22 protein-coding genes are annotated in these 23,986 nt (G+C 44.4%); 11 read left to right on the forward strand and 11 right to left on the reverse strand.

Annotated features, from left to right (window positions below; all coding sequences use genetic code 11):
- The first annotated feature begins 179 nt into the window (after positions 1-179).
- The 5 genes from AC6R16_RS13625 to AC6R16_RS13645 all read left to right on the forward strand — a co-directional run bounded on the left by AC6R16_RS13625 (position 180) and on the right by AC6R16_RS13645 (position 7,699).
- On the forward strand, positions 180-2,204 hold the full coding sequence (locus AC6R16_RS13625) for an alpha-amylase (RefSeq protein WP_500675338.1): 2,025 nt from the start codon (positions 180-182) through the stop codon (positions 2,202-2,204).
- A gap of 209 nt (positions 2,205-2,413) precedes the next feature.
- A complete protein-coding gene (locus AC6R16_RS13630; protein WP_500674717.1) occupies positions 2,414-3,592 on the forward strand; it encodes an HD domain-containing phosphohydrolase in 1,179 nt (392 codons plus the stop codon).
- A gap of 51 nt (positions 3,593-3,643) precedes the next feature.
- Positions 3,644-5,677 (forward strand): MHYT domain-containing protein, encoded by a 2,034-nt coding sequence (locus AC6R16_RS13635; protein ID WP_500674718.1) that lies wholly within the window; start codon positions 3,644-3,646, stop codon positions 5,675-5,677.
- On the forward strand, positions 5,658-6,782 hold the full coding sequence (locus AC6R16_RS13640; RefSeq protein WP_500674719.1) for an HDOD domain-containing protein: 1,125 nt from the start codon (positions 5,658-5,660) through the stop codon (positions 6,780-6,782). The genes AC6R16_RS13635 and AC6R16_RS13640 overlap by 20 nt, the downstream gene beginning before the upstream one ends.
- 116 nt (positions 6,783-6,898) lie before the next feature.
- Positions 6,899-7,699 (forward strand): Cof-type HAD-IIB family hydrolase, encoded by an 801-nt coding sequence (locus AC6R16_RS13645; RefSeq protein WP_500674720.1) that lies wholly within the window; start codon positions 6,899-6,901, stop codon positions 7,697-7,699.
- On the opposite strand, the gene gloA2 is transcribed toward AC6R16_RS13645, so the two are convergent.
- The 6 genes from gloA2 to AC6R16_RS13675 all read right to left on the reverse strand — a co-directional run bounded on the left by gloA2 (position 7,696) and on the right by AC6R16_RS13675 (position 13,211).
- On the reverse strand, positions 7,696-8,082 hold the full coding sequence (gloA2, locus tag AC6R16_RS13650; RefSeq protein WP_500674721.1) for an SMU1112c/YaeR family gloxylase I-like metalloprotein: 387 nt from the start codon (positions 8,080-8,082) through the stop codon (positions 7,696-7,698). The genes AC6R16_RS13645 and gloA2 overlap by 4 nt on opposite strands.
- A gap of 8 nt (positions 8,083-8,090) precedes the next feature.
- Entirely contained in the window at positions 8,091-8,519 is a 429-nt protein-coding gene (locus tag AC6R16_RS13655; protein ID WP_500674722.1) for a VOC family protein, read from the reverse strand.
- 42 nt (positions 8,520-8,561) lie between these two features.
- Positions 8,562-9,098 (reverse strand): GNAT family N-acetyltransferase, encoded by a 537-nt coding sequence (locus AC6R16_RS13660; RefSeq protein WP_500674723.1) that lies wholly within the window; start codon positions 9,096-9,098, stop codon positions 8,562-8,564.
- 80 nt (positions 9,099-9,178) lie between these two features.
- Complete coding sequence (locus AC6R16_RS13665) at positions 9,179-10,348, reverse strand: methyltransferase domain-containing protein (protein ID WP_500674724.1); 1,170 nt, start codon at positions 10,346-10,348, stop codon at positions 9,179-9,181.
- 73 nt (positions 10,349-10,421) lie between these two features.
- A complete protein-coding gene (locus AC6R16_RS13670) occupies positions 10,422-11,909 on the reverse strand; it encodes an Lcl C-terminal domain-containing protein (RefSeq protein WP_500674725.1) in 1,488 nt (495 codons plus the stop codon).
- A gap of 90 nt (positions 11,910-11,999) precedes the next feature.
- Positions 12,000-13,211, reverse strand: a complete 1,212-nt coding sequence (locus AC6R16_RS13675) for an MFS transporter (protein ID WP_500674726.1) — start codon at positions 13,209-13,211, stop codon at positions 12,000-12,002.
- 90 nt (positions 13,212-13,301) lie between these two features.
- Here AC6R16_RS13675 and AC6R16_RS13680 point away from each other — a divergent pair, with 90 nt between their 5' ends.
- Both AC6R16_RS13680 and AC6R16_RS13685 read left to right on the forward strand, forming a co-directional pair.
- A complete protein-coding gene (locus AC6R16_RS13680) occupies positions 13,302-14,990 on the forward strand; it encodes an ABC transporter substrate-binding protein (RefSeq protein ID WP_500674727.1) in 1,689 nt (562 codons plus the stop codon).
- 155 nt (positions 14,991-15,145) lie between these two features.
- Entirely contained in the window at positions 15,146-17,044 is a 1,899-nt protein-coding gene (locus tag AC6R16_RS13685; protein ID WP_500674728.1) for a tetratricopeptide repeat-containing diguanylate cyclase, read from the forward strand.
- 9 nt (positions 17,045-17,053) lie between these two features.
- On the opposite strand, the gene AC6R16_RS13690 is transcribed toward AC6R16_RS13685, so the two are convergent.
- Positions 17,054-17,971 (reverse strand): LysR family transcriptional regulator, encoded by a 918-nt coding sequence (locus AC6R16_RS13690; protein WP_500674729.1) that lies wholly within the window; start codon positions 17,969-17,971, stop codon positions 17,054-17,056.
- A gap of 117 nt (positions 17,972-18,088) precedes the next feature.
- Here AC6R16_RS13690 and AC6R16_RS13695 point away from each other — a divergent pair, with 117 nt between their 5' ends.
- Both AC6R16_RS13695 and AC6R16_RS13700 read left to right on the forward strand, forming a co-directional pair.
- On the forward strand, positions 18,089-19,012 hold the full coding sequence (locus tag AC6R16_RS13695) for an SDR family NAD(P)-dependent oxidoreductase (RefSeq protein WP_500674730.1): 924 nt from the start codon (positions 18,089-18,091) through the stop codon (positions 19,010-19,012).
- 26 nt (positions 19,013-19,038) lie between these two features.
- Positions 19,039-19,419, forward strand: coding sequence for a DUF4345 family protein (locus AC6R16_RS13700; protein ID WP_500674731.1), 381 nt, complete (start codon positions 19,039-19,041; stop codon positions 19,417-19,419).
- Between the two features lie 57 nt (positions 19,420-19,476).
- Here the strand turns inward: AC6R16_RS13700 and AC6R16_RS13705 are convergent, their stop codons facing one another.
- Complete coding sequence (locus AC6R16_RS13705; protein WP_500674732.1) at positions 19,477-20,388, reverse strand: DMT family transporter; 912 nt, start codon at positions 20,386-20,388, stop codon at positions 19,477-19,479.
- 87 nt (positions 20,389-20,475) lie between these two features.
- Here AC6R16_RS13705 and AC6R16_RS13710 point away from each other — a divergent pair, with 87 nt between their 5' ends.
- Complete coding sequence (locus tag AC6R16_RS13710; protein WP_054961221.1) at positions 20,476-21,381, forward strand: LysR family transcriptional regulator; 906 nt, start codon at positions 20,476-20,478, stop codon at positions 21,379-21,381.
- Between the two features lie 98 nt (positions 21,382-21,479).
- Here the strand turns inward: AC6R16_RS13710 and AC6R16_RS13715 are convergent, their stop codons facing one another.
- Positions 21,480-21,923, reverse strand: a complete 444-nt coding sequence (locus tag AC6R16_RS13715; protein WP_500674733.1) for a CopD family protein — start codon at positions 21,921-21,923, stop codon at positions 21,480-21,482.
- 234 nt (positions 21,924-22,157) lie between these two features.
- On the opposite strand from AC6R16_RS13715, the gene AC6R16_RS13720 reads away from it, so the two are divergent.
- A complete protein-coding gene (locus tag AC6R16_RS13720; RefSeq protein WP_500674734.1) occupies positions 22,158-23,108 on the forward strand; it encodes an endonuclease/exonuclease/phosphatase family protein in 951 nt (316 codons plus the stop codon).
- Between the two features lie 36 nt (positions 23,109-23,144).
- On the opposite strand, the gene AC6R16_RS13725 is transcribed toward AC6R16_RS13720, so the two are convergent.
- Positions 23,145-23,621 (reverse strand): hypothetical protein, encoded by a 477-nt coding sequence (locus tag AC6R16_RS13725; protein ID WP_500674735.1) that lies wholly within the window; start codon positions 23,619-23,621, stop codon positions 23,145-23,147.
- Positions 23,618-23,953: a DUF805 domain-containing protein gene (locus AC6R16_RS13730; RefSeq protein WP_500674736.1), complete on the reverse strand. Its 336-nt coding sequence runs from the start codon at positions 23,951-23,953 to the stop codon at positions 23,618-23,620. Before AC6R16_RS13730 ends, AC6R16_RS13725 begins: the two co-directional genes overlap by 4 nt.
- Positions 23,954-23,986 lie beyond the last annotated feature (33 nt).

Consider the following 23,986-nt stretch of genomic DNA (forward strand, 5'->3'; position numbering starts at 1 on the left):
CGACGCTATCAATAATCCTTACTCCTCCCCTAGCAATAAGGAATGTGATGAACATCTTTGTTTAAGGCGTAGACGCTGGGAATGATGTTACGTCTGCGAAGCTCAGTTAGGGTAGTGGGGTATAAAAATAACAACCTCAAGGATGTAACGTGAATAGTCTGTTTAAACCCAATCCAGTCATGCTTGCCGTTTTATTCAGCGTGCCTGCTATAGCAAGTCCAACTTTAACTTTATCGACCACCACTACCAGTCGCGATGTTCCATTGTCAGCCTCTGAGCCCGCAGTCATGTCGTTGAGCAAAGAAACATATCAACTCACCGTGTCGGGTATTGATGGTAACTGTTCCGCGGTTGAAGGTCAGAAAGTCAGATTTCGTCGACCTTTGTCACTTAACTGCGGAGAAGATACCGTCCTGCCACTGAAAGTCCGCTTCGGTGGCGACTACTCGTTTGCCTTCGATAAAGAGAACAACACGCTGACCATTGCGCGAGAAGCAAAGAAGAGCAAACAGACATTCAGCCGACCTATCCCTGATGTAAAATGCGAAAAGTACACTGGTGAAGAAGTTACCTTAAATCTGGGTGATACATTCCCAGACGGTGCGGAGCTCAAAGATGCCTTAAGTGGGCAAGTTGTGACGGTTAACAATGGTTCGGTCACCATCACTCCGTCAAAGCACAGTGGCGGTTTAGTTCTGCTTGAACCAACTGTTCCCGTTGGTAAGCCAGAATTTACCTATAAGAATGCCAATATTTACTTTGTGATGGTCGACCGATTCAGCAATGGAGATACCAGCAATGATCAGAGTTACGGGCGCCAGAAAGACGGTAAACAGGAAGTCGGTACCTTCCACGGTGGCGACCTTAAAGGTGTGATTGAAAAGCTCGACTATATAAAGAGCCTTGGTACAGATGCGATCTGGCTCTCTCCGATTGTTGAGCAAGTACATGGCTTTGTTGGCGGAGGCGAAAGTGGCAGCTTCCCATTCTATTCTTACCACGGCTACTGGACACGGGACTTCACTAAAATCGACCAAAACTTTGGTAACGAACAAGACCTGAAAACCTTGGTTGAGGAAGCGCACAAACGCGGCATTAAGATCCTTCTCGATGCCGTCGTTAATCATGCTGGTTATGGCACACTTGCTGATATGCAGTTTGATAATCTCGAAGTGGTCGATCGTTCGAAAATGCCAGAGCAGTGGGCAAAATGGACTCCTGAACAAGGTCAAAACTGGCACAGTTTTAATAACGCCATCGACTATCAAAGCAAACAATGGCAAAACTGGTGGGGCCCAGATTGGGTTCGAGCAGGTTTACCGGGCTATACACAACCCGGTAGCAGCGATGCCACAATGAACTTAGCAGGCTTACCAGACTTTATTACTGAATCAACAAAACCGGTTACACCTCCTAAGTGGCTACTCAACAACCCAGATACTCGCGTTGTCGCTAAACCTGACTACACAGTGGCGGATTACTTGGTTGAGTGGCAGTCGGACTGGGTAAAACGTTTTGGTATTGATGGCTTTAGGGTCGATACAGTAAAACACGTTGAAGGGGACGTTTGGCTTAAGCTAAAACAAGCCGCAAGCGAGAACCTAGAGCAGTGGCGCAGTGAAAATGGCAAGTCTGGTCAACCGTTCTGGATGATGGGAGAAGTATGGGGCCACTCGGCTTACCGATCACCGTATGCGGATCAAGGTTTCGATGCGCTAATCAATTTCGATATGCAGAAGAAACTCGATAAAGGTGCAGCCTGCTTTAGCCAGATGCAAGACGTCTACCAGAACTATGCAGACTCAATACAATCTACCCCTAGCTATACACCTGTGAGTTATATGTCCTCTCACGATACTGAGCTGTTCTTCAACCGCTTTAAATCTTTTGACATGCAGCGAAACGCCGCCAATGCCCTACTCCTTAGCCCCGGTGCTATTCAGGTTTATTATGGTGATGAAATCGGCCGAGAACTTGGCCCATATGCAGACGACTTCCACCAAGGGACTCGTTCCGATATGGTCTGGCAGCTTGATGATAAAAGGAAAGCCTTACTTTCTCACTGGCAAACCGTCGGTCAGTTCCGCCACAACCACCCAGCAATTGGTGCGGGGAAACATCAGCCAATAGACAACGACAACGCCTATGTATTCTCTAGATCACTAGATGACGATAAGGTTGTTGTCGCTTTTGTGGGGAAATAGATTAGTTCTCCCCTTACAGCTAGAGCAAAGGAGGAGTCGTCTCCTCTTTATTTAGCGATGATCACTCCTTTGCGTTATCCATTATCAACTCGATAAAACTTCTCACTTCGCACTTCTCTAACTAGTAAGTAGTAAAAAACTCAATAACCCTTGATAACTCACTGTATGTACTAAACTTGTTCTTAAGTGCAACTACGTGAGTATAATCAATGAAGAAACCAGTACTCTTAGTCGATGATGAAGTGAATATTCTCAACTCATTCCGTCGGACGCTGAGAAGTCATGTTGATATTGATCTTGCAAACAGTGGCGAGCAAGCACTCGAACTCGTCTCCAAGAAGCAATACGCTGTGATTGTGTCTGATATGCAAATGCCTGTAATGAATGGCCTGCAATTGCTGCAAGCGGTGAAAGAAAAATCACCTGACACCGTACGCATGATGTTTACCGGTAATGCTGACCAACAAACAGCGGTCGATGCGGTCAACTTGGGTGACGTATTTCGTTTTATTAATAAGCCATGTACGCCTGAGCAACTGCTAGGATTTATTAATTCAGCAATAAAGCAATACGAACTCATCGTCGCAGAGAAAGTACTGCTTAACAAGACGTTAAAAGGCGTCATTAATGTCCTCAGCGATGTCGTTTCTCTTGTCAGCCCTGAAATCAATGACCGTAGTAATAAGGTTCAATTCCATATGCAGCAGTTAAGTAAAGCACTTAATTTGAAGCCCCATTGGAGTTTTGAACCTATGGTTCAGTTGTCTCAACTCGGCTTCATCATTTTTCCCCAGAGTACCTTAGAAAATATTAGTAGTGGGCAAGTTGTCACTGAAGAAGATCGTCAGCTTTTTGAGCAGCACCCTTGCCTTTCATCGGATTTACTCAAACAAATCCCAAGGATGAGCGGTATCGCCAAGACTATTCTCTACCAAGAAAAAGGCTTTAACGGAGAAGGTAATCCCATTGATGACGTTCAGGGAACCGACTTACCCTACGGTTCAAGAATGCTTAAGGTTGTCTGTGACTATATAAAACTTGAAAGTGCCGGCTATACCATCCCTGATGCCGTTGAACAGCTCGACAGCCAAGAACATCTTTATGATCCGAATATACTCAGCGCTTTTAAGTCAACGCTCGATTTTGAACCGCCGAAAATTTTCGTCGATGTTAGCTTCCTAAACCCCAACATGATTATTGAGCAAGAGATTCGAACCAACCGTGATCAGCTTATTGCGAGAAAAGGGCAGAGGGTGACTCAAACCTTGATGAACATTGTGCACCACTGCCTAGAGAACAAAGCGGTAGCCGGGGAAGTTTGGGTAACCATGATAGAGCCAGAAGAACACGAACAAGCTAAGAGTGAAGAGAAAGCGCAGAGTATGTAATCAGCGCCTTAATGGAATAACTAACAACGTAAACAAAGGGCAGGTTGGGCTATGGTAGAGTTTTGGCGATTTAGATCCGTTGATTTAACGGAGTACAATTTACTCCAAGGAGAGTTCCACTACTCTTTGGTCTTACTTTCCATTCTTGTCTCTAGCTTAGCCGCTTACTCTTGCTTGATCGTCATTGAGCGAATGTGGAGTTCAAATGAGCACAAAACAGTAAGCTTATGGCGATTGTTTGGCAGCATTGTTTTTGGACTTGGTGTTTGGGCAATGCATTTCACAGGCATGTTGGCTTTCATGGTGCCTGCTCAAATGACCTATCACCCCGGTATAACTGCGTTGTCCTTTGTTCCTCCTGTCGTTGGTGCCTACTTCGCTTTTCAAGTCCTTTATAGTCAACGATTTTCGCTGTTAGATATCCAGCTTAGCGCATTGTATTTAGCATTGGGCATTGGCTCAATGCATTACCTCGGTATGGAAGCAATGCAGATGGACGCCCTGATGGTCTATGACTTCACTTGGTTTGTTCTCTCTATTGTGATTGCATTTTTATTTGCTTGTATCTCTATTTACATGATCAAGCTTCGCAATCGTAACTATGGTGAAAACGTTACCCATAGAGCTTTAATTGCCCCTGTAATGGGCCTGTCGGTTGCTGGTATGCATTACACTGCCATGGGCGCTGTGAGCTTTTATGCCTTAACCGATACCCCTGCAGCTCATAACCATATGAGCGACGCTCACAACATTGCCTTGATCGTAGCTTTATTTGTGCTGCTAATTTGTGCAGCAACATTCGTTGCTTCCATTGTCGACCAAAGACTCCAACGAGCTGAGCATTCCATTGTCGCCAGTAAGCTACGTGAACAAGATATCCTCAATAATCTCGCCGACGGCGTCATTATTGTTGACCAGGATGGCATCATAGATAGCATCAATGACATGGGATTGAGAATGTTCAGCTATGAACAAGAGATGATCGACCATAAAAACATCGAAGACTTAATGCCAACCTTTGATAAAGTTTCGTTGCAAAATGGTGCCAACAACGACTTGGAGCATCGAAACAATTTAACCACAGAAGGGATAAAACGAGATGGGCGCTCGTTCCCTATTGAAGTTAGCCTTTCTGCACTTTCAATCCGAAATGAAGAGAAAAAGCTGTTTAACTGTGTTATTCGTGATATTTCGACGCGTATGGAGCTTGAGCAGCAATTAAGACAAGCGCAAAAATTGGAGTCGATGGGGCAACTTGCCGCTGGTATCGCTCATGAGATAAACACGCCAACTCAATATGTCTCTGATAACACAATCTTCTTGAAAGACGCCTTTCAAACCTGTCTTAACACTATCAACCAAATTACAGAAACCATTGAAAAGTCAGAAGATGAACCTATCGAAAAGCTGAAAGCCCAAATTAAAAGTGAAATTGTTGAAAGCGATATGGACTTTATCGCCGAGGAAATCCCTCTCGCACTGGATCAGTCCTTAGAGGGGCTGCAACGCATTAGCCGAATCGTAAAAGCGATGAAATCTTTCTCACATTCTAGTAACCACGAAATGCACCAAGTCGATATTGCTGAAGCCATTGAGTCGACCATCACCATTGCACGCGGTGAGTGGCGATATGTCGCTGAAGTAGAAACCAATTTTGACTCTAGATTACCGGCTATCCCTTGTTACCGTGATGAATTTAACCAAGTTATGCTTAACTTCATCATTAACGCGGCTCATGCGATTGAAGAAAGATTTGGTCGCCAAGATGGCACTTTAGGCACAATTAAAGTCTCCACACATCTTGAAGAAAATGCTGCTCAGATTCGCATCCAAGACAATGGCACAGGTATACCGAGTAACATTATTGACCGGATATTCGATCCTTTCTTTACCACAAAAGATGTCGGTAAAGGTACAGGGCAAGGGCTAAGTTTAGCCTACTCAGTTATCGTCGATTTACACAAAGGAGCAATTAACACCGAGAGTACTGTTGGTGAGGGAACCACCTTTACGATTTCACTACCGTTAGACAACGTAAGCGTTGGCACAGAAGAGAGACTAGATAATGAAGCTGCTGCTAGTTGATGATGAACGCATGATCCTAAACGGATTAAAGCGAGCCCTTTTTGGAACTGGATGGAAGATATTTACCGCAGAAGGCGGTGAGGAAGCTTTGCAGTTTTTAGAGGAGCATGAGGTGGATTTAATCATCTCGGACATGCTTATGCCTAAGATGAACGGTGCTGAACTACTTGAAGAGGTGAGTAAAAGACACCCAGGTATTATTCGTGCTTCGCTTTCCGGATATTCGGATCCTGATGTCACTATAAAAGGTGGTTTTTTCGCCCACCAAGCTTTTATGAAACCCTGCGATCCTAGCGTCATCAAAGCAGAGGTCCAACGTATTGAAGAGATTCTTGAATTATTCCCGGATCGAGTGATTCAAAATGCAATTGGTACAATTACTTCGTTGCCAGTTGCACCTAAGCTATTCTTTGATGTTAAGCGCACCCTTGCCGATCCCAACTCCTCGATGCATGACGTAGCGAAACTCATCAGTGAAGAGCCGGCAATGTGCGCTAAGATCATTCAGATCTCTAATAATGCCATCTTTAGAGGACGCAAAGAGATCAAGAGTATCTCTGAAGCAATCACTCGTTTAGGTGGCCAAGTGGTCACTAATATTATCGGCATGCTTGAAGTCTATTCTGTCTCCATGAATGAACCGAGCAAGCCATTGGAAAAGATCCAATCGCACAGCCTTAAAGTCGCAAATCTCGCCTCAACCTTAGTGGAACCGGATCTCAAAGATACGACTTTTTTAGTCGGCATTCTTCACCGTATTGGTGAGTACGTCAGAATGAAAATAGCCCCAGATTTAATGAGCGCGTTTCTAAATCCTAAAACTAAAGGCAACGATAAATCGCACCTAGAGCGATATCTGTTTAAAACCAAATCAGAACAGCTTGGAGGTTACCTACTGCACTTTTGGGGCTTTCCTTTGCCCATCATTGAGGGAGTTTTAACCCACGATGACCCAGAAAAACTGATGGAGTCTGATTTTAGCCCAGCTTGTGCAGTGTATGTCGCCAACTGTATTTTGAGTGGAAAAACGGTCAATGAAGAGTTTGCTGTCCACTTTGATTTAACCAGTACGCTCGCCGTGTTAGAGCAGAATCATCAAGTCTAGTTAATGAGTAATTATTAGCGATTTCATTGTAGATTGATTTAAAACACTTGAGTCGTCACAAAAGTTAGGTAACGTATCGCGTTTACACACAGTCCGAAGAGACGACAATAGCCACTATGCCGACACCCGATATTAAGTTCATTGCCACCGATATGGATGGCACGCTTCTCGATGAAAATAGCCAGCTCAATCCAGAGTTTTTTAACCTATACCAACAGTTAGAAGATAAAGGCGTTATCTTCGCTGCGGCTTCAGGGCGACAGTATTACAGCCTAATGGAGACCTTCTCACCAATTAACGATCGCATGATGTTCATTGCTGAAAATGGCACTTTAGTCATGCACAAGGGTGAAGAGTTGTATAGCTGTGAGATCGATAAGCCTTCTATCAAATCAATCATTGAGGCAGCTAGAGGTATTTCCGGCGCGCAAATTGTCTTGTGTGGTAAACATTCCGCTTATATCGAAACGCAAGACCCGCGAGCGCTTGAGGAGTTCGCTAAGTACTACCACAAGTGCCAGTACGTGAACGATCTACTCGACGTAGATGATGATTTCATCAAGGTCGCCATCTGCCACTTTGACGGTACAGAAGAGTTGGTTTTCCCTACGTTCGACAAAGCATTTGGTCAGACGCACCAAGTGGTTGTAAGTGCAAAAATCTGGCTCGATGTCATGAACTCAGAAGCTTCGAAGGGCGCAGCGATCGAGCACCTGCAACAAACACTCAACTTTACTCACGAGCAAACCATGAGTTTTGGAGATTACCTTAATGACTTGGAAATGCTGGAGGCGAGCTATCATTCATACGCAATGGACAATGCTCACCCTAAGATTAAAGAGATTGCGCGCTTTCACGCTCCAAGCAACCGTGAAGCTGGCGTGTTTACCGTCATTAAGCGTGAACTACTAAGCTAAGCTTGATAAATCTCTAAAGGTAAGCCGTCTGGATCTTTAAAAAAGGTAAACGGCTTACCGGTAAACTCATCAATCCGAATCGGCTCGACCTCCACGTCACACTTGATTAGATAAGCGGCATACTGCTCTACTGAATCGACGCTAAATGCCAAGTGCCTTAAGCCCTGCGCTTCTGGGCTGGTTGGTCTTTGAGGCGGGTTGGGAAAAGAGAACAACTCAATCTGTCCTCCATCTGGTAAAGCAAGATCAAGCTTGTAAGAATCTCGCTCTGCGCGATAATTTTCAGCGATTACGGCTAACTTGAGAACTTGAGTATAAAAGCGCTTCGAAGTCTTGTAGTCAGAACAGATGACTGCGACATGATGTATTCTTTTGAGCTCCACGAATCCCCCTAATCAATAACCAGCGAACCGTCTGGATTGAACTGCCAAAAATCGGCATACGCCACTTCCCATAAATAACCATCTGGGTCTGAAAAATAACCGCTGTAGCCACCCCAGAACACATCCTGAGCCGGCTTTTCTAGCTTGGCACCAGCACTGACCGCTAACGCTAACACGTCATCCACTTCCTGCTTTGAACGCGTATTATGTGCGAGTGTCACACCACTAAACCCCTCTTTAACAACAGCCATATCAGACGAAACATCTTTTGCTAGTGCATCCAAAGGATACAAGGCTAAACACACGCCACCTGTTTTGAAAAAGATAATCCCCTCTTCGGGATTTTTGGAAGAGGGAAAACCTAGCTTGGAGTAAAACTGATATGAGCGTTCTAAATCTCGCACCCCTAGAGTAATTATGCTGACACGTGGTTCCATGGTTTGTTCCTTAACCTGTGATTGACGAGCAGCTGTAAGTATCTACCAAAGCGCAGGATTATTAAATCCTTCCACACATATTGGTCGACCTTCAAGACTTTGAATCGTGTCCGAAGATAAAGTTTGTACCATCCAACCATGAGGAAAACTCAGTTTTAACGGTGCCTTAAACAGCTCTTCAGAGGTGGGATTAAAACCCACTCGAGTGTAGAAGTTTGGGTCACCATATGTGAAAGCTAACTTCACACCTTGGCTACGCATCGCCTCTATACCATGACGGATCAATGCTTGCCCAATCCCCTGCCCTTGATACTCAGTATCAACTGCGACCGGAGCCATCAAAAAACTTGCATGTTCCTCCTCAAAAGCAAGTCGAGTAAATAGAATGCTCGCCACAATCTTGTGCTCATCTCTCGCAACAAAAATTGCGATGTCTTGCTCTGGTGTCGTCTCTACGAGTGTGTTCACTAGAGTGCCAATGACTTTTCCTTCTTCGACGCCTTCAGAATCTCCAAAGGTTTTAGTGAATAACTGAACAAGTTCGTCTGTCTCTTGCTGATTAAATAGACCATAGTTCATAGTGTGTTCCTCTTTAACGTTTATGCGCGCAGCTTAAACTGTAAAGCTATAGACAGGTCAACACTAACTAATCAAAAAATTCACCCCGTTTTGAGAATGAATATCTGATAGTTGAACTCACCGTTGCGGTTGTCATAAACAGTGATCTCGCGCTTCAAATCTGCGAGAGCAGATGATCCCGTTAACTCTTGCGCGAGCTCATTAATCCGATCTTTTAGCGGTTGGTAGTAGTTGTCCCAAGCTTTATCACTGACAGGGAAAGAATCGACTAGCGTATATCCCGCTCGCTTAGCTTGCTCAATGCGCGTCTCTTCAGTGGTCATGTCTGGGTACTCTTTGTGCCAAAAGCTCATGGCACCGGACGATGGCCCCTCTACACTCCAGATCAAATCACTCAGCACTAGATAACCATCATCGGACAAGAGATGTCGCCACTCTTTAAAAGCATTCTCAACCCCCATAATGTACGCACTGGTCTCACACCAAATCAGATCAAACTGCTTAGATTCAAATGGCAGTTTCGCCATATTGGCACACACGGTGGTCACACGTTTTGTTTCACCGAGTTGCTGCATAGTTTGATTAATGTTCTCTAGAGCATACTCTTCATTATCGACCGCGGTTATATGCGCTTGGGTATGATCTAGCAGTGTTCGGGTCGCAATGCCCTGCCCACAACCAATTTCGAGAATACGCTTAGGTGAAAAGGGCAGTTTCTGAATCGCTAAACGTGTATCTTGTTGGCTTCCCGGCCCCCAACAAGTAAGTTGGCTGAAAACCAGATCAAAGTCTCGCATATAGCGATCGTGTTCATTCATATCTTTTGATAGCCATTTCAAACGCATAGCCTGCTTCTCATCAAAACCTTGTTTGATCAGCCAGTCTAAATGCGCATCAGGAGCAAGCTGGTCGAGAGTATCGTGCCACTCGCTAAGAGAACTTTCGCCTAATAGCGCGGCGAGCAGTTCGCGTGATCTTTGTTTTTGCGAGATTTCTAGATCGAGCTGAGTCAGCCTGTGTTTCAATAAATCACGATTGATTTGTGCGTCTAAGCAAGCCTGACACTCTTTCAGCGTCAAACCACCAGCCTGCAATTTTTGCAGTAAGAGCAAGCGTTGGAGATCTTTTTCACTGTAGGAGCGATAGCCGTTCGCTTGTCTTGCTCCCTTAATGATGCCTAGCTTTTCGTAATAAAGCAGAGTGGTGCGAGAAATGCCCGCCCGCTCTGCTAATTGAGAGATCTTGAACATCCGTCCACTCATAGCTTTTATTCGATACCATCAACTCTAAACTATAAAGCTATAGACGGGTCAAGATAGCTGACTATTTTCTGCTAGGTATCTCAGCTTGAGTCAAATAACCATCATTGTTTCTATCAAATCGGCTGAAATCTTTTGCCAACTTGCCTTTTGCTTCAAGGCGAGAAATTTTCCCGTCACCATTTCGATCCATGCGAGAAAAGTGTCCGTTGTTCGAACCAGCCATATTTTGCTTGCCTTTTGACGACATAGAAGAAGCGCTACCACTATTTTGGTAACTTTCTGTTGGTCGCTTCGCTAAAGTTGGCTGCTGAACAAATTCGACTTCACCACCAGCAACACATCGAACCATGTTATCAATTCGAATCGCATCTCCCTGAGGGCCATGTCCAGTCGGGTATTGACTCGCGTCTCCAGTTTTAGGGTCGCTACGCTGAGAACCCGCGCCATGAACATCAATCCAAGCATTGCGCATATAACCTAACGATGATCCGAAGGCGACATACGCACCATGCCCGCCGTTTCTCATGTTTTCGTGAGTCGTGCTACTCCAGTAGTTCGCGTAATCCTTGCGGTTTGCTTCACTGGTGATCGCAGTCGTATTGAAAATTGGATCAATTGCCGCGCTGTTACTTGTGGCAGGCGAACGCGTGTAATCAACAATAGATTGCAGTTCCTTCACGCTTGGTAGTCTCCAGTCGCTGCTGCCCGCCAGTTCAAGATTTTCACAGTAGGCTAAGGCTTGAGGAAAATCCATCTGTGACTGACTATCAGACTGCTGCCAGATAAGGCTCGTTGCACTATCAGTGATGGTGCCGTTGTTATTGTCTGTAAATTGGTTGATGCCGTAATCTGGGTTACCGCGTACTGCTAGAACATAAAAGGTTTTATCGCCACCACGGGGGCTTGCAATACCATAACCCTTAATGCGTCCATCAATAAAGTTAACGCCAAACACCGTTTCATCTTTGTTCATGGTGGTAGAAACATACTTGGTGCTCGACACAAACTGACTGTCAATCAACCTTTCGCCTGAATGAACATCCCCCGCATTCATATCGAAGTATCTCGCATCAAGGAATGGGACCATCTTAACTGTGCCTGACTGATTAACACCACTTGGGTCTTGACCATCAAACAAAATCAAAGAATAGAGTTCTTTAATAGAAGGTAAGCGCCAATCACTATAACCACCGTGATTCAATGACGCGACGTATTCCAACGCATCGTCATAACTCAGCTTATCTTGTGCATCTATCTTGCCATCACCATTGAGATCGGTGGACTGAGTCCACATGAGACCCGTCACGTTGTCACTGACTGTACCATTACTGTTTTTGGTGTAGCTCGGAGTATTGCCTTGGTACTGAGCATCTTGTCCAAAAGTGGCATCAGAAGAAGAAGGACAAGTGCTCAATGTGTTTCTAAGCCCAAAACATTGGCTTTGGTTGGTATCTACAATCGGTGTGGTCAGCTCGTTTGCACTAGCCGTACTAGACCAAGCGGCTAAACTAGCCATAGCTAACAAACTATTTACTGGCGTATTTTTCATTGTCGTTCCTTGTTTACTCAGCGTAATCATAGTCTAGATAGCGGGAAGTAAAGAAACACATTGAGAAAGTAAATGTATGTAAAGCTAACTCTATGCAATTCGTCTTACTTGAGAACACAGCAGGCCAATTGCGGCGAATAATTGAACGAAAAAACAAGTTATAAAGATAACTTCTATGCCAAAGTAAGCAATCACATAGCCCGATGCAGCCAAGCCAAAAGGCATCAGTAGCTTAAATAGAGAACCCGTAATCCCTGCTACCCTGCCTAAATATTTCTCTTCAAATGCTTCCTGTCGGTAGCTCCAAATACAAATACTGCTATACAAACCAACCGCTGAAATCCATAAAAATGCCGCTGCCATACCCCAGACATTATTGATGACCAGTGGGAAAACAAAACCGAGAGACTCGAAAACTATCGAGCCAATCAAAACCACGCCTAAACCAAATCTAGCTCGTAGCTTATCTGCACTGAACGATCCCAAAAGACCGCCAACTCCCGATGCCGCTATCAAGTAACTCACCTCTAAAGCGTTAAACTCAAGCTCTGATTTCGCGTAGAATATCGCTTGGATCCAGAAAACGGCTCCTGTGGTGTTAATCACCATCACCGCAAGAGTGATAATCCACATATTATGTTCAGCTCGTAATACCGTCCAAGCTTCTTTTAATGCCGCAAAGACACTCTGCTTTTTTGGCGGTTCACTTGGAGCAAGCGTTAACCTTTCTAATTGCCAATACGAAAGCAATAGAAGTACCGCCACAGCTAGAAAAACATTGTGGATTGTCGACATTAGCATCAATGCTCCCGATAACACTGGCCCTACCGTTTCCATCACGCTGTTTAACGAACTCATCCTCGCTATCGCAGTATTTTGTGTTTCAGGAGCCAATGCCCTTTTCATCATCGTCATGCGCGCATTGTGATAGCCATAGTTAAACGCCATCATCAAAAAGGCGGCGGGAAACAGGACCCAAAGTGGCTCACTTAGCCACTCAACTGCCAGATACGAGCACAAAACGACCACCAACTGACCCAACAACATCGCTTGAGACCAGCGCTTCTTATCAACGCGATCGACTACCACACCAATAAACAGCGCCAATAGTAAATTTGGTAAAAATTCCACAGCGCGCATCCACCCCATCATCTTGGATGATTGCGTGAGTTCATAAACCAATAGCGGTAATGCTAGGTTATAAATCTGCGCTGAAAACGCAACAAACAGCGCGCTGGAAAACAGAATTTGAAATGGCCTGTTACGCCAGATTGAAGTTTGAGGCTTAGCTAACGTATTCATTTATTTTTCCTTTCATCCTGAACAGAACCTCCTATTATCGAGATTAAAAGATGAAGAAAAATAGAAATAAAAAATTAGGATTTCACCTTTATGCGCTATTGGAATGCTCTGGCATTTTGCCGTGATAATCTCTCGACCCAACATTGGACTCAAATATCATTAGATCAATTCAGCCATGCTTTACGTTGTACACGTCGTAACGCGCAGCTGCTAATTAAACGATTGGTTGAAGAAGAGAAAATTGAATGGCAATCGGGAATTGGGCGCGGAAATTTACCGCAGGCGAAACTAAAACAACCACTTGATGGTCTGCTAGAGCAAAAAGCAACTAGCCTACTTAAACAAGGCAATGTAGAAGCAGCACTTGATCTCGTTGATACACAAGAAAGAGAGAGTTTTCTTAGTCAGTATCTTTCCCAATATCAGGTAACACAAACTCAGCAAGACATCTTACAAATTCCTTTTTATAGAGGCACCCATTGCCTAGATCCAGTCAAGATTAATCGCCGCACCGAACTCCACATCGCCAGTTATCTATATGCCAACTTGGTTCGAACTCAACCTAGTCTGCATGGCGATCTCGCACACTCATGGCAACAACTTGATGACAGCCTGACGATAACCTTAAGGAAGGGGCTCAAGTTTAGTGATGGAAGTCCATTATGGGCAAAAGATATCAAGGTTCATTTTCAACGTTTGATGGAACATGGCGGTGCGCAAGTCGAGCTTTTTCGATTGATAGACCAAGTGGAAGTAATCAACCCGCTTTGTATTAGATTCACCAGTCATGCTATGCCTTCTCTTCTGCCGAGGCTACTTAGCCATAGCGCGATGGGCATAACGAAAGTTAAGGACGGGAAGTTACTCGGTAGCGGCTCATTCTTACTGTCAGAGCAAACAGAGTGGCGCACATTACTCAGCGTTAACCCGAACTATCACGGCTTAAGACCTTGGATCGATGGCGTCGAAATTTGGAACGTGGGTGATAATGCTAAAACCCTAGAACTTAACTGCGATGTGGTTCATGGTCACCACTTAGTGGAAAGATCAGCTGCGAAATTTACCTCAAAGCAAAAATGGGAACAGGGTTGCACCTATGCAATGCTGAACCCCCACCATCATACTTGGATGCGAAATCGAGCTCATCGTAAGTGGCTGCAACAACTGATGCTCAGTATAGGGACACCTAGCGGGGTTCATTGCGAAGTGGTTGCGCGTGCAAAAGGTATGCTGTCAACGCCAACAACCATTGCCGAGCAAGATTTATCACACGCCAAACGCGCACTAGCGGAACTTAAAATCCCAGCAAAACCCTTAACGATTCTCACCTATCAGCTTGGAACCAATATCGCGACAGCACAACTCGCCACTGATTGTTTGCATCAACTCGGTATAAAGTGCCAACTACAAGTTTTGGAGTATCCAGAGTTCAATCGGCCCGAAACGTTTAAAAGTGCGGATATTGTCATCAGTGGGGAGGTATTTGGTGAAGATACCCTGCTTTCTTGGGTTGATTGGCTACTGTGTAATTACTGCCACCAAGCGTGTCTGTCCAAAAAAAATAAACTTTGGTTGGAACAAAAAGTCATCGAGGCCGTTGCAGAGCAAAGCGAAAGTAAGCAGCTAAGAATGTTAGAGAAAATAGAAAAACAGCTGATCACCAAGCACCTATATCAGCCGCTGTATCACACAATGCAAGATTTAAATATATCTGACCAAATATCGGCACCTGAACAACTTGCCAACGGTTGGATTGATTTCAATCATATCGTGATGTGAACTATAGTACTAAGGCAAGCTATTAAAATAATGCAATAAAAATGGGAATGACTGGACAAACCATTGTTAAATATTGCCCACAATGCCGTACAGGTTATTTATAAGATGATAAACTAAAGCATTAATCTTCTAATATGTTGAGATCACCTGATTTAATGAAACGCCTTATTACCATAATGGTTACCATTTTGGCATCGATTGCCGCAGCACCCTCTATTGCTGCCTGCAATGTCGCGGCTGATCAGGATTTTCTTTACTCACATATTGAGACTCAAGACCGCCCAATGCTTGAGTTCTATTACCAATCTCTTTGTCGCCCAAGGTCCGTCAGCTTAGATGAATACCAACTAGCGGCTGATGCATCTCCATCTTCTACGGCACTCTACTACTTCGCCCTTGGCAACCTCAGAAAATACGAAGGGATTAAAAACACCACTATTCCCGATATGGAGAAGATCGGGCGAGATAACCATGTCGACTGGATAGTGGCTGAGGCCAAGCTCAATCAGGCACTAAAGCTAATAGACTCCGACTTGTTACTTCAAGCGGAATACCTTCTCAATGAAGTGGTGCCAATAGCAAGAGAAATCGGCTATCGACGCCTGCTAGCACGCGCGTATCGTTGGTTAGGCAATGTCAAAATTCAGCGTTCGAATATCAAAGCTAGCTTGAACTACTATAAAACGGCATACGAGCTTGTCAGCGAGATTGGGGATGACTTTCAGAGCACCATGACCCTGAACAACATCGCAACCGTCTACATGCTTTCGGAAGATTGGGAGCGTGCAGATACTTATATTCAACGTGCGCTTAAACTCTACAATGACAACCAATACGATAATAGCCTGTTTGAAGCCATATTGTTTGCTAATTCTAGTGCAGTCTATTTCGCGACCGAACAAAATGAACAAGCCAAGTACTATTTGCAACGTGCTTTAGAGGAAGCAGACAAAACAGGATCAAACAGAATCAAAATTTCGACTCTGTCCAATATGTCACAAATGTTCTCGAGGGTCGATCAGCCTAAAGAAGCCTTAGCTATGGCTAAGCGCTGCGTCCTGCAAGCGGAAAATAGTTCAACAAGCCTGATGCTAGCAACTTGCTATGAAGCCTATGCCGCGGCTTATTTATTAGAGAAAAAGTATCAACAGGCAATCACTTACGCGCACAAAGTCATGTATATCCTGAAAGCGTCAGAGAGTAACGAAATCATCTGGGAGATGGACATACTGTCAAAGCTTGTCGAAGCGCACGAAGCACTGGGTGACTACGAAAAGGCCCTTAAGTTTATGAAACAAAAATACTTAGTGCGCAAAAACTTCTATCGTCAGACCTACAATGAAGACATACTCAGCGAAAAAAGTGCCCTGGAAAGACGACTAAACAAGCGAGAAATTGAGTTACTAGAAGCACAAAATGAATTACAAACCATCACGCTCAAAGAGCAACGCTCGCGTGAGATTCTTTATGCCGCACTATTTTGTGTGCTCGCCTATTTTGTGATCCGAAGTGTGGTCAACCTAAAACGTACCAACCTAGAGTTACGTAACCAAAATACCACCGATCCATTGACCGGAGCCTACAACCGACGTTTTTTAGAAAATTGGTTGGAGCAAGCCCCTTCAACGATGCAAAGCCCTGTCTACGTGGTAAGCGTGATCGATATTGACCACTTTAAGCAATTTAACGATCAGTACGGCCATGAAATTGGGGATTTGGTACTCAAGGAAACCGTAGAGACACTACAGAACAACTTACGCAAGAAAGACATCTTAGTTCGCTGGGGCGGCGAAGAGTTTGTCTTAGTCATGCCTATGGAAGATTTAAGCAAGCTAGAAGAGACCCTAGAGCGACTAAAAACCAATGTCGAAACGCATATCGCGTATCATAACGGCCAACAATTTAGCATTACGGTTTCCATTGGTGCATCTTCTTGTAAAAGAGAATATCTTGCCGATGATTGGGAAACGGTGTTCGGGCAAGCCGATACCGCCCTATATCAGGCGAAAGATGCAGGGCGAAATCGCTATCAGATCTACTCCAATCAAGCGTAATTTAACACGTTATTTTTTAACCGTTCCTGCTACCCAAAATTCGTTTTCCCTCGACTGAACCTGCTCAGCAAGGAAGTCAACAAAGCAGCGAATTCGCGCCGTTCTGCGCAGATCGCTGTGCATCAATAACCAAATGCTGCGATAGGGCATTGGCTTCTGGAAAGGCGCACGAACTAAGTTTGGATGCCTATCCCCCAGATTACACGCCAGATAAGCCATCCCTAGCCCTGATGCTGCTAAAGAGACCAGTGGCACAAGTTCTGAAACGCGATGCTTTAATGTTGCTTTGGGGTAATAGCTCTCCTGTAACCACTTCGCCGTGATATCCCCTTCAGGCTCATGCCAACCAATGAATGACAAACCTTCACCTTGGTTGTCTTTGACCTTTTCAGCATATTCTCGAGTGCAATATGCCGCTTGCGACATTTGAACCAGCCTTCTTCCTACCGCTTCATCATAAACTTCGTTTGCTACCCGAATAGATACATCCGCTTCTCGGCGACTCAAATTGGCAATATCATTGCCAAACTGCAAATTTAAAGTAATGTCCGGATAACGCTCCGAAAACAGCGCCAAATCATCCATTAGTGAAGTCAAAGCCATCCCATGAGGCATTGAGACATAAACCGTTCCCACAGGGTCAGAGTCTCTGCCGATGATCATTCTCGACGCAGATGTCATCTCGTCTTCAACTCTTTCTGCGTAAGGCAGTAGCTCTTCACCGATCTGGGTTAGTACCAACCCTTGTTTAGAGCGATCAAACAGCCGACTCCCTACCTGTTCTTCCATCACTGAAATTCGCCGAGTTAAAGTGGTGTGATTCACACCAATGTCATCCGCCCCGCCTCGCAAAGTCCCGCTGCGTACCACGGCCAAAAAATACTTAAGATCATCCCAGTTGAAGGCATAGCTATCATTCTTCTTCACGTCCATTCTCCTGTGGTTCATTTTTGAAGCACAGTGTCCACTTTTACCTATATACAGTCCATTTTTCAACCATGGTAACTTAATCCTTAGTCAGCAATCACACCAATGGAGAAAGACATGGGTACTATTCAAACGGTATTAATCACTGGCGCTAACGCAGGTCTTGGGTTCGAAGCGGCACGCCAACTCGCTCAAGAAGAAGGCATTAATAAAATTTATCTCGGCTGCCGTAATCTCACCAAGGCACGCGAAGCGAAAGCCAATTTGGTTCAGTTATCCGGCCGAGACGTTTTTGAAATCTTAATCCTTGATGTTTCGGATTCATCGTCGGTGCGCAACGCCGTTTCAACACTGTCTGCACCTCTTGATGCCGTTGTACTAAACGCGGGTGGCACTGGAGGACGCACACCGAATGCTCTTACTTCAGATGGCGTAACCAATATCTTTGCGGCAAATGTGTTTGGGCATTCGGTGTTGGTAGAAGAGCTCATTAAAAGGCAGCTGATTACATCAACCGTGCTCTACGCGGGCTCGGAAACCGCAAGAGGTGTGCCTAAGATGGGTGTTGCCAAACCCGAGTTGAGCAGTTCATCCGTCGAAGAGTTCGCGTCTATCGCTAACGGCAGCAAATTCGGCGCGAAAGCAGATCCACTGGATATATATGGAACCATCAAGCTTACCGCTGCGCTATGGATGTCTTCAATGGCACGCCAGCACCCTCATCTACGATTTGTCACTATGAGTCCAGGTGGCACAACGGGCACCAATGGTATGGATGACCTTCCTTTCCTTAAAAAAGTGTTCTTCAAATATGTTGGCGGGCTACTGATGCCGATGCTAGGCATGATGCACAGCGTCGAAAAAGGGGCAAAACGCTACCTTGATGGTCTGTTCGATCCAAGGTTTGAGTCTGGGCACTTTTACGCCAGTCGACAAGGTTCCCCAACTGGACCCGTCGTCGACCAAATCACGATTGAACCTTCGCTCGGCAATATCGCTGCGCAAGATAACGCGCGCCAAGCTATCGAACAATTTTCGTAATAATAACAACGAATAGGAGAATCATTATGGATACTACACTGCAAATACTAGTAGGAATTTTCACTTTGATGCTAACTGGACTCGGTGTGATGTCGATGTTCGCCCCTCAAAAAATGTTAGCTAACTTCTCGCTTGAGCCCATTGGTAAAGCGGGTCTCAATACCGTTCGCTCCGTCATGGGCGGTCTATTTTTAGCCAGTGTGTCAATGCTGGTGTTTGGACTAACTTCTGGCGATACAGAAGGCTACTTCTTTGTTGCAGTCGTCATGCTAGCTGTCGCGATAGGTCGCGTAGTCGGTATTGTACTTGATGGATTTGATAAAGCTGTTGTGCCGCCGCTGGTTCTAGAGCTCGTCATTGCAGGCGTATTGACCTTCGCACACTTCAAAAATGGCGGGTTTTATTGAGTTTCCCTCAGAGTGAATACAAAGGCAGTACTCATTGTACTGCCTTGTTCAATAAAACTATGCTTTCACCGCTTCAATCGATACCTTTTTAAAGGGACTTGAGTTGCCAATAAACACCCCAATACCGACCAAAACAATACCTAAAACATGAACCCATTCAACATGCTGACCAAAGTAGATCGAAATTAGTAAAGTAAACACAGGCATGATATTAAACAACGATGCAGTTTTATCCGGTCCAAGGACTATCGCACCTTTCATCCAAAAGTAATATGCAATCAAAGTTCCGAATAGGCTCATATAGGTTATTAGTGTCAAGTCCTGAACACCAATTGAATCGATACTTTTGCCAAAATCACTTTGAAGAGTTGCGATAAATAGCATCTGCATAGCACCAATGCTCAACACCCATCTCAGTTGCTGTCCTACAGGTATATGAGGTGTCAAACGCTTCGCTAAAATCGTATATAAACAACCACTCAACAAGGCGCACGCCATAAGAATGTCACCAATATTCAGTGCTATTGACGTCATTTCCCCACCAGTAATGACAATAATCACTCCAACAAAGCTCACTAACGCACCTAAGATTGTTTTATACGAAATGGGGGAATTAAGAATGAGCCCTGAGAGCAAAATAGCTACTAGAGGCATATTTGCTTGAACGACTGCCGCATTGACGGGAACAGTGAAAGTCATCGCATAAAAAATTGAACAGTTTTGTAGAGTGACTCCGATTGTCGCGATGATAAACAACGAGAACATGTCTTTACTCTTAAGCTTTACTTCATGTGGATATCGCATACCCCATCTCAATATCAGTAAAATCAAAGCAGCTATTGAAAATCTTAAAGCTGCGGAAACTAGCGGCGATATATTTCCATCGATAGCTTTAATGACGTTAAAGTTGCTAGACCAGAAAAAGATAGCGATAACAACGCCGCCCCAAACAGATAAATGTTTAGACATAAAGTCTCCTTATAAACTTGACTCAGCAAGGTTATATATTTCATAGTTGCCTTTTAATAGACACTTATGGGAGGGGTAATTTCAAATATGGAATCTCATTCTCTAGACGATTTATATTTATTTGTTTCCATAGCGCGTTATCGCAGCCTTACACAAGCCTCTGAGCACTTAAATATTCCTCTTGCAACCTTGAGCCGAAAGCTTAAAAAGCTAGAAACTAGCTTAGGATGTCGATTACTCAACAGAAGTGCGCATCATTTCGTATTAACACCAGATGGAGAAAGGTATAGGCAGCAATGTGAACCTTTACTTCAAGGTTTAGAAAACGTTACAACTCGCATTGCAACCGAGCGCCAGTCCCTATCGGGCACACTCAAGATATCAGCCCCAATCAACATGACCCAAATGTGGTTAAAGAGATGTGTCTATGAATTTTCGGAAAAGCATCCCAACATATGCATTGATTTAGATGTGCAAAATGAAAAGGTCAACCTAGTTTCCAATCGTATCGACGTCACATTTCGTCTCGGGGATCTCATCGAGCAGGATTGGATTGCTCGTAAACTTTGGTCAATTCCTTTCGGGCTATGCGCATCACGGAGTTACTTAGAGCAGTACGAACCAATCACTCATCCTAAACAACTGGTTAATCATCGACTAATTACTTTAAACAACGACCGCACTTGGACGCTAATCAACCAGCTAACCAATGAAACATATTGTGAGCAGCCTAAATGTCATTTCGCTTCTAATGATGTTCTACTTGTCCGCGATGCAGTCATTCAAGGACTTGGGATTGCTTGGATACCCACCTATTATTTTCATGACCTTAATCAGGAACACTTCAACCTACAGCCGTTGTTGCCTGACTGGCTGGCTCCCGGTAAAGAAGTCTATATGATGTATAGAGACAGAGGAAATCGCCCAGCAAGAGTCGATGCTTTTATTGAGCATGTTATTGATTGGAAAAACCGATTTAAAATGTTTATCTAGCCCTAAGTAAATACTTAGATGGCTATGGTTAAAAAGCCGATACTGGGTAGTGCTTGCTCTCAAATAGCCCTAGCTAAAGAAAACACTTTTACTTTCTACTAGTACAACCACCCAACTCGAAAAGATACGCCAACAATAACAAACAGTATTGAGAAAACAGTAACCGGAATAATGTGCAATGCCATATCAGTGAGATTAGATTCTGATAATTTAGGAATCACTCGGAACCTTGCATCTAATGCGAATAGAAAAGTGAGTAAAAGCAGAGTGAGTTTAGCGACAATCCCGCGCGAAATTGGAATAGACATATCAAACCATAAACTCACATCAGGTAACATTCTGTATGCCAACATTAGCCCTGTAATGATTTGAATAACTAGCGCAGGCATACCTATTTTTTCATAGACAGATTCAAAATCTAAAAGTCGCTGGGCAGAGCGTTCTCGTAGCACCCTAGGCAGCACGACCACCGCTAGTACAATATGCCCCCCTGTCCAAATAGTCGCCGCAAGTATATGTAATGTGACTAACAAACCATACATGTTTTGTCCCTTTTCTACTGGTTAGGCAGACCGCATTGAGCGATGCGAGATCGATTACCTTCAATAGTGACACCTCATAAAAATGAGAACCATAATCAATATCAATTAATTGGCAGTTAATTAATCCTCTACCTGAACCTTTTGACAAAAATCTACCCAGTAAAACTATTCAGCTACAGCAAGTTAGTGGGATTTTGATTACACTAAACTTTTAGAATTTGTAGAGCCGTTCCATTGCTGACCAATAAAACGCTGACTTTCGCTACGGCGAATCTGTTTAACTTTGTAGAGCCTCCACAGGCGTTTTACGACTTTGAAAACATCTATGATGGCGAAGCATGGAAAGAGAAGTGTCGCTGGACTCAAGAAAAGCTCAACATCCTAAAAGCGGACATTGTTGGTGTTCAAGAAGTGTTTAGTATCGACGCCGCGCGAATAATGTTTGAAGAGCTGGGCTACCCTCATTTTGCCGTCGTTGATGAGCCTCATTTGGAGCAGGACTATATTTGTTCTCAACCAGTCGTTGCCCTAGCTTCAAAATATCCAATCGTGAGCCTAGGCGCTGTTACGCCGCTCAATTCAATTAAAGAACACTATCAAGTGGATACGCCTGAGTTTAGCCGCAAACCGATTTATGCGACGGTTGATGTACCAGATATCGGCGAGGTAGCCGTTTATGTCTGTCACCTTAAGTCACAACGGCCAACAGACAGCCTTGACGCTGAGAATTCTCACTCCCTTGTAGGTCAATGGTTATCAAGCCAGCAAAGGGGATGGGAAGCCGTGATGCTACGACTGTTTATGGAACAACAATATAACAACCACCCAATCCCAACCGTTCTGATGGGAGATATGAACCAAACGATAAGCAGTAATATTACTGGCTTACTGATCCAGCAAGTCAATGAAGATGATAAACAACTCAGGCTAAGAGACAGCTGGCAACTTCAATCTGCATCGGCAATTGAAAGTGAGCGACCATCCACTCACTATCATTTTTCAAAAGGGAATGTGCTCGACTACATTCTGCTGTCACAGGAGTTTCAACCGGACTCCCAATATTCGATGGCTGACGTCACAGAGTACCAGACACTGGATGCCCACTTGATCAACCCCAGTTTTGAGAAAGATAAGCAAGCCAGTGACCATGCCTTTGTTGCCGTAACCCTTCGTTTTGTTCTGTAAGCAAAAGCGAGTGGCATCAACTCATTTTATTTTCGCTTAGCTGCACTCTAGTTTTGCTTCCTCTCCCATAAACCAAGAGATCCATCTCCTCTTCGAGTTCAATATAAACCCTTCATCTTTACTGATCCCCCCAGCAATGAAACCGTCGATAGGAGACTCACTTGCGTTAGGTGAAAAGCGCCATTTTTCACTGTTGATTCGTTGTCCACGTTGAATTGCCTGATTGAGTTTTTCACTAACCACATAAAGGGTGAAGCCTTTTGTCTCGCTGAACCCTAACCCAGAATCTGACACACTGCCGATAGCCACTGGCAGCTCCATTGTACAATCGCGACCATCTGGATCTGAAAAACGGTAGATGGCATTTCCAACTCTTCCTTTTAACCAAACTAATTGCCCTTGGGTCATTTGCTCTGCGACGATAACGCCTAACGAGTTGGATGGCACTTCCTGCGAGGCAACAGCAACTGCGGATACCGAAATTAGAAATAGAAGCTTGATGACGTTTTTCATGCTGACGCCTCCTCAGTCATATGCGTAAGAGTCGGTTGAGCCAACAAGTAAGCCAACCAAAATGGTCCAATGATTGGCACGATAAACACCCAGCCCCACAAGCCTGACTTGCCAATATCATGGAGCCTACGAACTATTGCTGCTAGTGTTGGAGCTAAACTCAACACGCTGTAGCTAACATCGAACCAACCACCCATCGCTAAACCAACATCAGCCCATATACACACCACAGTGACTACGATATGAACCAATAAGAACCACCAAAATTCTTGCCTTGATGAGTCGCCTAAGAAGTCAAAACTACGTTTCCAAGCCAATATATAGAACTGCATAAATATCCTCTCTATGTATAAGTGACGAGGCTA

The organism is Vibrio sp. R10-SG3-ISO10 (assembly GCF_059834185.1).

Excerpts from the sequence above, each read along its gene's own strand:
- AC6R16_RS13625 (WP_500675338.1), top strand. The coding sequence starts at position 180 with ATGCTTGCCGTTTTATTCAGCGTGCCTGCTATAGCAAGTCCAACTTTA.
- AC6R16_RS13630 (WP_500674717.1), top strand. The coding sequence starts at position 2,414 with ATGAAGAAACCAGTACTCTTAGTCGATGATGAAGTGAATATTCTCAAC.
- AC6R16_RS13635 (WP_500674718.1), top strand. The coding sequence starts at position 3,644 with ATGGTAGAGTTTTGGCGATTTAGATCCGTTGATTTAACGGAGTACAAT.
- AC6R16_RS13640 (WP_500674719.1), top strand. The coding sequence starts at position 5,658 with ATGAAGCTGCTGCTAGTTGATGATGAACGCATGATCCTAAACGGATTA.
- AC6R16_RS13645 (WP_500674720.1), top strand. The coding sequence starts at position 6,899 with ATGCCGACACCCGATATTAAGTTCATTGCCACCGATATGGATGGCACG.
- AC6R16_RS13655 (WP_500674722.1), bottom strand. The coding sequence starts at position 8,519 with ATGGAACCACGTGTCAGCATAATTACTCTAGGGGTGCGAGATTTAGAA.
- AC6R16_RS13660 (WP_500674723.1), bottom strand. The coding sequence starts at position 9,098 with ATGAACTATGGTCTATTTAATCAGCAAGAGACAGACGAACTTGTTCAG.
- AC6R16_RS13665 (WP_500674724.1), bottom strand. The coding sequence starts at position 10,348 with ATGTTCAAGATCTCTCAATTAGCAGAGCGGGCGGGCATTTCTCGCACC.
- AC6R16_RS13670 (WP_500674725.1), bottom strand. The coding sequence starts at position 11,909 with ATGAAAAATACGCCAGTAAATAGTTTGTTAGCTATGGCTAGTTTAGCC.
- AC6R16_RS13675 (WP_500674726.1), bottom strand. The coding sequence starts at position 13,211 with ATGAATACGTTAGCTAAGCCTCAAACTTCAATCTGGCGTAACAGGCCA.
- AC6R16_RS13680 (WP_500674727.1), top strand. The coding sequence starts at position 13,302 with ATGCGCTATTGGAATGCTCTGGCATTTTGCCGTGATAATCTCTCGACC.
- AC6R16_RS13685 (WP_500674728.1), top strand. The coding sequence starts at position 15,146 with ATGAAACGCCTTATTACCATAATGGTTACCATTTTGGCATCGATTGCC.
- AC6R16_RS13695 (WP_500674730.1), top strand. The coding sequence starts at position 18,089 with ATGGGTACTATTCAAACGGTATTAATCACTGGCGCTAACGCAGGTCTT.
- AC6R16_RS13700 (WP_500674731.1), top strand. The coding sequence starts at position 19,039 with ATGGATACTACACTGCAAATACTAGTAGGAATTTTCACTTTGATGCTA.
- AC6R16_RS13705 (WP_500674732.1), bottom strand. The coding sequence starts at position 20,388 with ATGTCTAAACATTTATCTGTTTGGGGCGGCGTTGTTATCGCTATCTTT.
- AC6R16_RS13710 (WP_054961221.1), top strand. The coding sequence starts at position 20,476 with ATGGAATCTCATTCTCTAGACGATTTATATTTATTTGTTTCCATAGCG.
- AC6R16_RS13715 (WP_500674733.1), bottom strand. The coding sequence starts at position 21,923 with ATGTATGGTTTGTTAGTCACATTACATATACTTGCGGCGACTATTTGG.
- AC6R16_RS13725 (WP_500674735.1), bottom strand. The coding sequence starts at position 23,621 with ATGAAAAACGTCATCAAGCTTCTATTTCTAATTTCGGTATCCGCAGTT.
- AC6R16_RS13730 (WP_500674736.1), bottom strand. The coding sequence starts at position 23,953 with ATGCAGTTCTATATATTGGCTTGGAAACGTAGTTTTGACTTCTTAGGC.